Raw genomic sequence first — 10,093 nt, 5'->3', positions numbered from 1 at the left:
TCATCTCACCCGGGACCCAACGACCTCGTCCCGGGCGGGGAGGTCGGTGGTGGGGAGGACGGCGAGGGCGCTGACGGCGACCACCGTCCCGGCGGCCCCCTCCCCCGGGTAGCGCGTCGGCTGGTCCAACGACGCCCGCCCGGCCCAGAAGCCGTCGGCCGCGGCCGTGGTGCGGTAGACCCCGCTGACCAGCAGGTCGACCTGGGGCGGCGCGTTCCCCACCGCGGGCGTCCTGGCGAATTCCAGCGTCAGTCGGCTCCCGGCCGTGACGCCCAGGGCCCGCGCCGTGGCCTGCGACAACCCGATCTGGGGCGCGGTGCCCAGCGGTGTGCGGTCGGCCGGGGCGCGGCCGCTGACGTAGCGCAGATGGGCCCGCGCGGACGGCAGGTAGCTGAGCGCCAGCTTGGTAGCGGTGTTCGCGGGGCCGGGAGGCGGCGGTGCGACCAGGGACGCCGGGTTGTAGTCGTAACCGCCGCCGACGGAGGTCAGGCGGCGCGCGCCGGTGCCGCTGAGCTGCTCGGTGAAGGTGCTTCCCGCGCCCAGCAGGGTGGCCATGTCCACCGCGGGCGGGTCGGTGTCGAAGACCTCCGGAGTGGCGCTGACGCTGATCAGCGGCGCCTCGGCCTGCGCCGCCGCGACGCGCTGCCGCAGCGCCCGGTCCTCCTGGCGGCCCACGACGGCCGGGGCCCAGGCGCACAGCGCCGTCAACACGATCACCATGACCGTCAGGCAGACCAGCAGCGGGAGGTCGCCGCGGGTCTCCTGACGTATCAGGCGCAGTGTCACCGAGGCGCCCGTACCCCCCGGCCGCCTCACCGCCGTGTCCGCTCCCGCCGATCCCGTCTCTGTCGTACCCGTTGCCCCAAGTCCCTTTCCGGTCATGCCCGTTCGTTCGGCTCGCGTCTCCGCCCCGTCCGTTGCCCCACGTCCGTTGTCCCCCGCGCCCGTTCCCTCGGCTGGTGTCCGCCGTCCCGCGCGGTCGCGTCCGGCCCGGCTCATCGGTCCTCACCCGCTCGCAGCACGCGTACGAGGTCCACCCGGGTCAGCAGCCGGGCGAGCGCCAGCACGATCGCGCTGATGGCCACAGCGGTCGCCACCGCCGTCAGCGTCACGGTGCCCCACGGAGTGACGTTCGGCAGCGGGGGATACGGGGCGTGGCCGCTGTCGTCCACGGTGACCAGCGGCAGCACCGCCGAGGCCAGGGCCATGCCCATCAGCGCGCCCGGCACCACCGCGAACAGCGCCAGACTCAGCTGCTCGGCGCCCAACAGCGCGTACAGGCCCGTGGACCGGACGCCGATCGCCCGCAGCAGCGCGAATTCCTTGCGGCGCTGCCGGGTGGAGACCACCGCGTGCACGGTGAAGGCGATGACCGCGAAAGCGGGGGCCAGGTAGCGGACGAGTTCCAGCACCCGGCGCAGCCCGGCGCGGAACGGGTCGTCGCGCAGTGCCGCCGCGGTCCGTTCCGCTGTCGTGACCCGGCCCAGCGCGGGCCGCGCCTCGGCGGCCGCGGCCGTACGCGCGCTGTCGGTGCTGCTGATCCACCAGAACGCGGGATCCTCCTGGTCGACTCCGGCCACGGTCATCGCGGCGGCGAGCTGGCGCTGATCGGCGATCAGATGCCCCTGCCCGCGGCCCAGTCCCGGCAGCGAGTCGACCAGGCCCACGATCGTCGCGGTGATCCGGCCGCCGCCCAGATCCAGTGTGGTGGTGCTGCCCACGCTCAGGCGCGTGTCGCGCAGGGCCGCGGCGTCGGCGCGTACCGGGAGCGGCGCAGGACGGCCGGCCGGGCCCGCCACGAGGCGCACCTGGCTGCCGGGCCGGGTCTCGTAGTCGCTGTCGGCCAGGCCGCCGAAGGCGTCTCCGGTCGCGGTCGAGGCCCTGACGCCGGTGCTGACGGTGGTCCTGAGCACCTCGGAGCGGCCCGGGGTGATCGCGCACACCCCGGGAGTGCCCGGACTGTAGTCGCCCGCCGGTTTGCCTTCGCAGGCCCCGGCGGTGGCGTCGGAGGCGTGGGTCGTACCGTCGGCCCAGACCTGGCCGCCGGGAAGGCCGGTGACCCACGTGTCCGCGCTGTCCCGCGCGCCGACCCGGATCAGCTCCAGGTCGAGCCGCGCGGGCCGCGCGTTCGGCTGCGGCAGGACGTTCACGGCGGTCACCGTCAGCGGATACGCCCGCGGGTGGCCGTCGCTCAGCGCCACGTCGAGGGGGACCACGACGGTGTGCCGGGCGCCGTCGGCGGCGGGCAGGCGGGTCGCCAGCGTACTGACGAGGCCGGACGCGTCCTGCACGGTCAACTCCAGATTCGGCGCCGCGCGGCTGCCGTCGCTGCGCAGCCGCTCGTCCAGCAGCAGCGCGGTCGGACGGCCGGGGAGCGGCACCCCGAAGACGACCGGTGACGGGGTGGGGGGAGCGGGCCCGCCGACCGTGCCGACCAGGCCCTCGGTGGCGTCGCCCGGCAGGTTCACCGTCGACTGCGTCACCGGGGTCACGGCGGTCACCGCGGGCAGCGCGCGATAGGCGGCGCCCAGTACGGACGAGGGGTAGCCGCCGTCCGCCGACGGCTGGACGCGTACGTCCGCGCCGACGGTGAACGCGGCCTGCTCGGACGCCAGTCCGCCCAGGCAGGCCAGCGCGGTGGTCGCGAAGGCGCTCACGGACACGGCCAGGCACATCAGGACGACCGGTCCCGCGTTGCGCGCGGCCCGGCGGCTCAACTGCCAGCCCGCCAGCGCGAGGGCCAGGCCCCGGCTGCGACGGCCGAACGCGTCCAGGAGCAGGGAGGTCAGCGGCAGCAGGCGCAGCAGCAGGAGGGCGGCGGCCCCGGCCACCAGGGCGGGCACCAGGACCAGCACCGGGTCCGCGCCCGCGCCGCCCGTGCCGACGTCGGCGATCAGCGAATGGTGCCGCCGCAGCTCCAGATAGCCCAGGGCCGCGACGGCCAGCAGCGCCAGGTCGGCGCCCAGCCGCTGGGCGGCGGCGCGTACACCGCGGGCCGGCCGGGACCGCGTCGAGCGCAGGACGGGCAGCAGCACCGCCGCCGCGTGCACCAGCAGGGTCAGGCCAACCGCCGCCCACGCGGCGGTTCCCCGGCTGCCCGGGCGCAGCAGCCCGGCCAGAAACGGCGCGACGGCCGCGGCCGGAACGCCGGTGACCGCCCACTCGGCCGCCGCCGCGCGCAGCAGTCGCGGGGTGCCCGCGCCCCTGGCCTGCTGGAGTGCCAGTTCGTCGCGCCGGTGCTCGGTGAGCTGGCGGGCGGCCAGTACCAGGGTGGCCAGGGCGAGGACCGCCAGCAGCACGCTCGGCAGGTACAGCGAGGACCGGGCCGCCACCATCGGCACCGCCAGGCCGTCGATCGCGCCCGGCAGCCCCGAGGCCACCGTCAGGTCGTCCAGAGCGGGCTGCCGTCCGCCGAACACCGACACGCGGCTCGCGCTGCCGGAGAAGGCGCGCATCCGGTCGTGCAGTCCGGGGAGGCTGTCGGCGTCGATCCGGGCGAAGTCCGGCTGCATACTCCAGTGGGCCGTCAGATGGCTGTTCAGGACGACGCTCCCGTTGAGAGCCGACGCCGAGACCACGAGCAGGTCCTGGCTGGCGGTCTCGTCCGCCGTCACGTCGCCGGCCATCGCGGGCCAGAATCCGACGGGGCCGGTCGGCCGGAAGACGCCGGTGATCCGCAGCGTCATGGAGTGCCTGAAGCCGTCGCGCACCTGGAGGCGGGAACCGGCGGTGACTCCCAGCCGCCTGGCCAGCGCGTCCGGCAGCGCCGCGTCGACCGGGGCGGTGGACCCGGCGGCGATCCGTACGTCGGGCAGCGAGGTGAAGGCGTCCGCCGTCGCGTCCGCTGTGCCGACCGGCCACCGTCCGGCGACCAACTGCCCGAATCTGCCCGCGTCCTGGACGGCGACCGGGTGCAATCCGGTTCCCCCGGGGCCGCGCGGCGGGCCCGTGACCCCGTCGATCCCCGTCACCGAGACCGGTGAAGAACCCAGCAGCCCCACATAGGTGTGCTGCGGCACCCCGGCGAACGTCCGGTCGGCGGCGGCCCGTACATCCCGGTCGGCGACGGCCATGCCTCCGGCGCGGAAGGGCGCGTTGACGGTCACCTGCGCGTCGAGGTCGGCGGCCAACCGCCGTACGGCGCCCGCCTGTACCGAACTCCCGGCCAGCGTCGCCAGTGCGGCGAGCGCCGTCGCGCACAGCAGGACGGTCACGGCGACGGCGGCCAGCACCAGCCCGTGCTGCGTGGCCTGCCGTACCACTGTGGGGAGCCGCCGTCGGGCCGGTCCCGGGACTCCCGGGCGTCGTCGCGGCGACGACGTGAAGGCCGTGGCGACCACATGAACCCCCGCGTTATCGAACATGTGACGGTGACGGCGCGTCACAGTCCTACCAGGGCATCCCCCAACGGGGCAAGCAGAGGCCCGGCGCGGGCCTGTGGGGAGGAGGCCCGGCGCGGGCCTGTGGGGAGGCCCGGCGCGGGGCCTGCGGGGAGGCCGAATCCCGGCCCCGGCGGCGCGGGCGGGGCCGCGCGGGTACCCGATGGGCCGACCCCGCACCTGTCACGGGCGCGTACTCACTCGGGCGGCTCACCGCTGCCACCGGGGTGGCGCACAGGGCCGGGGCGCGGAGGGAGGCAGCCCCGGCTCCTGAGCCCGCTGTCGCCCCGTCACCACCGCCGCCCCTGGCCCGAGTACCGGCGGATCCAGGTTTGTTGACCGTGGTGGCCCACAGCGAGAACCCTTCTGCCGCATTTCGGACCTGGCGCGTTGCAGGCCCCCTCGGCGCATGGTGCTTTATGCGTAGCTTAAGCCTCATATCGGACTTGCTCGGTGCCGTCGCCGTCACCGTACGGCGCGGTCATCGAGGTTCCGTTCAGGGCTGAGCCGTCCCCGCTCTGCGCCGTCCCGCCCCCAGCCGGGGGGCGGCGGCCCCGCCTGGAAACGGATGGTCCATGCAGTCTTCCCACCCGCCCCGCCGCACGGCGGCCCGCGCCGCCGAACGTTCACTCGCCACCGCCGGCCTGCTGGCCCTGGTGTCCTCCGTCGTCCTGACCGGTCTGACGCCCGGTGTCAGCTCCGCCTCCAGCCACCGCGAGGCGCCGCTGATCGCCGGGGACCCCAAGGCGGACAACACCGACGTCTACGCCTTCACCAGCCCGGACAACCCCGACACCGTGACCCTGGTGGCGAACTGGATCCCGTTCGAGGAGCCCAACGGCGGCCCGAACTTCTACCCGTTCGCCAACGACGCCCACTACAACATCAAGATCGACGCGGACGGCGACGGCAAGGCCGACACCACGTACACCTGGTCCTTCACCGACCACTACCGGGACGAAGCCAACCAGTTCCTGTACAACACCGGGGTCGTGAAGTCGCTGGACGACACCACCTTGAACTTCCGTCAGACGTACACGCTGACGGTGACCGACGCGGAGGGCAACACCAAGACGCTCCTCAAGGACGCGCCCGCGGCCCCCTCCAACGTCGGCAAGGCGTCGATGCCGGACTACGCCTCACTGCGCAAGGAGGCCACCGTCGCCCTCCCCGACGGCGGCCAGACCTACGCCGGGCAGGCGTCCGACCCGTTCTTCCTCGACCTGCGGGTCTTCGACCTGCTGTACGGCGGCAACCTCAAGGAGACCGGCCACAACACGCTCGCCGGTTACAACGTCAACACCATCGCCCTCCAGGTGCCCAAGTCCGCGCTGGCGCTGAAGGGGGACGCGACCCGCAACCCCGTCATCGGCGTCTGGTCCACCACCGACCGGCAGGGCGCGGCGGTCGCCGCGCCGTCCGGCAAGGGCGACGAGGGCATGGCGTCCCACGGCGCGGAGGGTGCCGGGGGCGCGGGGGGTGCCGGGGAAACCGCGGGCGCCGCGGACTCGCAGGACGAGGGCAAGGGCGGCCCGCCGATGCCCGACAAGGGCGGCGAGACGGGCTGGCACCAGGTCTCGCGCCTCGGCAACCCGCTGGTCAACGAGGTCGTCGTCCCGCTGAAGTACAAGGACGCCTTCAACACCCTCAACCCGGACCAGGACCACACCGTGCAGCCGGTCGTCGACAAGGTCCTGGACCCGATCGTGCCCAAGCTCATCCAGAGCATCTACGGCGTCCCGGCGCCCGCCACCCCGCGCAAGGACCTCGCCGAGATCTTCCTGTCCGGAATCTGCAAGGCGTGCGGACCGGTCCAGGCCGACCTCAACTCGCAGTTGCTCAACGCCGACGTGGACAAGGCGAAGTTCACACCGTCCGAGGAACTGCGGCTGAACATGGCCGTCGCGCCCTCCGCCAACCCCAACCGGCTCGGCGTCCTCGGCCAGGACCTGGCCGGCTTCCCCAACGGCCGGCGGCTCAACGACGACGTCGTCGACATCGAGCTCCAGGCGCTGGAAGGCGCGGCGGAGACCGGAAAGATCGTGCCCGCGCTGGCCGCGGGCGACGCCGTCGACACCCCCTACCGCCAGCCCGGTTCGACCTTCCCGTACGTGGCGCTGCCCAACACCGCCGCGGTCAACCAGGCCGACTCGCTGCACCCCGACGGCGGCGTGGGCGCCGGCTTCGGCGGCACCGCGTTCCACGGCGGCTTCCCCGCCGTTCCGGTGACGGCCCTGGGCGGCGGCGCCCTGCTGGCCACCGCCGGACTCCTGGCGCTGCGCCGCAGGCGCGCCGACCGGGTGTGACCGCCCCCGCCGCCTCGGGCCGCCCGGCCTCCGCACCGGAGGCCGGGCGGCTGCGGCGCGCCCTCAGATTCCGCCCCGCCCGGCCCTGGCGCCTGATCACCGCGCTGGGCGTCCTCGCCGGTCTGGGCATGATGACGGCGGGCGGCTGCGCGCTGCTCACCGCCCGGCCGCCGAAGACCACGCAGGTCGACGTCGGCACGCTGCCGGTCCCCGCGACCGCCGGGGGCCACGCCGCCGCCGTCGCCCCCGCGGCGCCCGCCGCACGGCCGGTCCGGATCCGTATCCCCGGCATCGGCCTCGACCACCCCCTGATCGGCCTCCAGGTCCAGCAGGACGGCCACCTCGGCGTTCCCGAGGACCCCGGCCAGGTCGGCTGGTGGAGCGACGGCCCGCGCCCCGGCGACCCGGGCGCCGCCATCGTCGTCGGCCACGTCGACTCCCTCACCGGCCCGGCCGCCTTCTACGGACTGTCCACGCTGCGCCCCGGCGACCGGATCACCGTCGACCGCGCCGACCACAGCCACCTGGACTTCACCGTGCGGGCGCTGCGGCAGTACGAGAAGGACGCGTTCCCCGACGACCAGGTCTACGCGACCGCCGGTCCGCCCACGCTGCGGCTGATCACCTGCGGCGGCGCGTACGCGGGACCCGAGGGCGGCGGCTATCTCGACAACGTCGTCGTCTACGCCACGCCCGCCGACCCGAAGCCGCCGCGCCCGTCCCCCCACGCCACCCCCAAGACCCCCCATCGGAGCGGGAATTGACTACGTCCGTCCGCCGGAGCCCCCGGCGTCATCTGCTGTCCGCCGCCGTCACCACCGTCCTCGGCGTGGGCCTCTTCCTCGCCGGCGGCCTCGGCCTCGCCCCCTGGCCGGTGACGGGCGCCGACCGCGCCGCGGGTCCCACGGGCGAAGCCGGGGCCCCGGCGGCCGGCGCGGACCCGCTCGCCCAGGACATCAACGGCATCCAGGCCCACCTGCGGCAGAGCCCGCGCGACGCCGTCGCGCTCGGCACCCTCGGCCTCGACTACGTCCAGCAGGCCAAGAACACTGCCGACCCGACGTACTACCCCAAGGCGGAAGCCGTCCTGAAGCGCTCGCTGTCGGTGGACGCCACGGACAACTTCACCGCGATGGGCGGCATGGCCGCCCTGGAAGCCGGGCGGCACGATTTCCGCCAGGCGCTCACCTGGTCGCGCAAGGCGGTGGCCGTCAATCCGTACAACTCGTCCCTGTACGGCACCCTCGCCGACGCCCTCACCCAGCTCGGCCGTTACGACGAGGCCGCCGACGCCGTACAGCGCATGGTCGACCTCAGGCCCGGCGCGCCCTCGCTGGCGCGCGCGTCGTACGTCGCCGAACTGCGCGGCGACATCGACACGGCCAGAACCGACATGCGCCGCGCCCTCCAGGACTCCGCGGGCCCGGCCGACCAGGCGTTCGCCCACTACTACCTCGGCGAACTCGCCTTCAACAACGGTGATCCGGCCACCGAGCTGACCGAGGCCGCCGCCGGTCTGCGCGTCGCGCCGACCTACACCTCGCTGTTCCAGGCCAAGGCCAGGGCCGAGGCCGCGCTCGGCAGGACCGACGCCGCCCTCGCCGACCTCAACCGGGCCGTCCAGCGGGTCCCGCAGCCCGAGTACGTGCTCCAGCTCGGCGAGCTGTACCAGTCCCTCGGCCGCACCGCGCAGGCCGACGAGCAGTACCAGCTCTTCCGCGCCGAGCAGAAGCTCTTCACCGCCAACGGCGTCGCCCTCGACTCCGACGCGGCCCTCTTCGAGGCCGACCACGGCGACGCCGCGCAGGCCCTCGCCATCGCCCGCCGGGGCATCGAGTCCCGCCCCTTCATGGACACCCACGACGCCCTGGCCTGGGCCCTGCACGCCAACGGCCGCGACCGCGAAGCCCTCGCCGAGAGCGACCTGGCCCTCGCCCAGGGCACCCGCAACGCTCTGTTCCGCTACCACCGCGGCATGATCGAACGGTCCCTCGGCGACACGGCGGCGGCCCGCACCGACCTCGCGACCGCCCTGTCCGTCAACCCCCACTTCAGCCCCCTGGCCGCCCCCAAGGCCCGCGCGGCCCTGACCGCCCTGACCGGCCCATCCCGGCGCACCTGACCGTCGCGGAGTCCCGGTCCTCGGCGGCTGGGCCGGGCACCGGGGCGTTCGCGCTTCTTGACGGGGGTTCGGGTGGCGTGCCACGGTGAGGATATTACTTAGGGATGTTAAGTGATTCCTCGAGGAGCCGTATGAAGCTGAGGTTGTCGCCCGAGGACGCGGCCTTCCGTGACGGGTTGCGGCGGTTCTTCACCACGCGGGTGCCGGGGCACATTCGGGAGACGGTGGCGGCGCGCGAGGAGTTGACCAAGGAGCAGATGGTCGAGTCGATGCGGACGCTCGACGCGGCCGGGATCGCGGTGCCCAACTGGCCGGTCGAGTGGGGCGGGAGGGACTGGACGCCGCTGCGACGGCACATCTGGCACGAGGAGATGCAGGCGGCGTGCGTTCCGCCGCCGGTCACCTTCAACGCCTCGATGGTCGGCCCGGTCATCGCCGCGTTCGGCTCACGGGAGCTCAAGGAGCGCTTCCTGCCGGCCACCCGGAACGTCGACATCTGGTGGTCGCAGGGCTTCTCCGAGCCCGACGCCGGTTCCGACCTGGCCGCTCTGCGCACCTCGGCCGTACGCGACGGCGCGCACTATGTCGTCAACGGCCAGAAGACCTGGACCTCCTACGCCCAGTACGGCGACTGGATCTTCACGCTGGTGCGCACCGATCCGGACGCCCCGCGCAAGCAGGCCGGCATCTCCTTCCTCCTGATCGACATGGCCTCGCCGGGCGTCACCGTCCGGCCGATCCAGCTCATCGACGGCGGGAGCCTGGTCAACGAGGTCTTCTTCGAGGACGTGCGCGTCCCCGTCGACAACCTCGTCGGCCAGGAGAACCACGGGTGGGACTACGCCAAATTCCTCCTCGGCAACGAGCGGGTGGGGATCGCGGGCGTGGGCGGGACCAAGTGGCTGCTGGCGCAGGCCAAGACATGGGCCGGGGACCGGCTGCGCGAGGATCCGCTGCTCGCGGCGGACTTCGCGCGGCTGGAGAACGACCTGCTGGCGGTCGAACTGACCTCGATCCGGGTCGCCGCCGACTCGGCGGACGGCAAGGCGCAGCCCGCCTCGTCCGTCCTCAAGCTCGCCGGATCCGAACTCCAGCAGGCCGTCACCGAACTCGTCCTCGGCCTCGCGGGCGAGCAGGGGCTCTCCGGCGACCCGGCCGCGGGCGCGCCGCCGTGGACCCGCCCGGCCGCCGCGGCCTATCTCCACCTGCGGGCCGCGAGCATCTACGGCGGCTCCAACGAGGTGCAACGACAGATCATCGCCGGCACGATCCTGGGGCTGTGAGAC

General features: G+C 74.2%; 6 protein-coding genes. 4 read left to right on the top strand and 2 right to left on the bottom strand.

Features of this window, described 5'->3' with window-relative positions; genetic code table 11:
• Both ACZ4EF_RS09565 and ACZ4EF_RS09560 read right to left on the bottom strand, forming a co-directional pair.
• Positions 1-786, bottom strand: a complete 786-nt coding sequence (locus ACZ4EF_RS09565; protein ID WP_467503683.1) for a hypothetical protein — start codon at positions 784-786, stop codon at positions 1-3.
• A 209-nt stretch (positions 787-995) separates the two neighbouring features.
• Positions 996-4,262 carry an FtsX-like permease family protein gene (locus ACZ4EF_RS09560; protein WP_467503681.1) on the bottom strand — a complete coding sequence of 1,089 codons (3,267 nt, stop codon included), beginning with the start codon at positions 4,260-4,262 and terminating at the stop codon, positions 996-998.
• Between the two features lie 692 nt (positions 4,263-4,954).
• Between ACZ4EF_RS09560 and ACZ4EF_RS09555 the strand changes: the two genes are divergently transcribed.
• The 4 genes from ACZ4EF_RS09555 (at position 4,955) to ACZ4EF_RS09540 (ending at position 10,090) form a co-directional block, all read left to right on the top strand.
• On the top strand, positions 4,955-6,685 hold the full coding sequence (locus tag ACZ4EF_RS09555) for a DUF4331 domain-containing protein (protein WP_401719049.1): 1,731 nt from the start codon (positions 4,955-4,957) through the stop codon (positions 6,683-6,685).
• The gene (locus ACZ4EF_RS09550; protein ID WP_467503680.1) at positions 6,682-7,449 is read left to right on the top strand and encodes a class F sortase; all 768 of its coding nucleotides are present in this window, start codon (positions 6,682-6,684) and stop codon (positions 7,447-7,449) included. The genes ACZ4EF_RS09555 and ACZ4EF_RS09550 overlap by 4 nt, the downstream gene beginning before the upstream one ends.
• Positions 7,446-8,807, top strand: coding sequence for a tetratricopeptide repeat protein (locus ACZ4EF_RS09545; RefSeq protein WP_467345955.1), 1,362 nt, complete (start codon positions 7,446-7,448; stop codon positions 8,805-8,807). Before ACZ4EF_RS09550 ends, ACZ4EF_RS09545 begins: the two co-directional genes overlap by 4 nt.
• Positions 8,808-8,938: 131 nt before the next feature.
• Positions 8,939-10,090: an acyl-CoA dehydrogenase family protein gene (locus ACZ4EF_RS09540; RefSeq protein WP_355342498.1), complete on the top strand. Its 1,152-nt coding sequence runs from the start codon at positions 8,939-8,941 to the stop codon at positions 10,088-10,090.
• The last annotated feature ends 3 nt before the right edge of the window (positions 10,091-10,093 follow it).

It is taken from the genome of Streptomyces sp. NPDC025721, from assembly GCF_055558595.1.
This window is presented reverse-complemented; position numbering and strand designations above follow the sequence as displayed.

Excerpts from the sequence above, each read along its gene's own strand:
- ACZ4EF_RS09555 (WP_401719049.1), top strand. The coding sequence starts at position 4,955 with ATGCAGTCTTCCCACCCGCCCCGCCGCACGGCGGCCCGCGCCGCCGAA.
- ACZ4EF_RS09540 (WP_355342498.1), top strand. The coding sequence starts at position 8,939 with ATGAAGCTGAGGTTGTCGCCCGAGGACGCGGCCTTCCGTGACGGGTTG.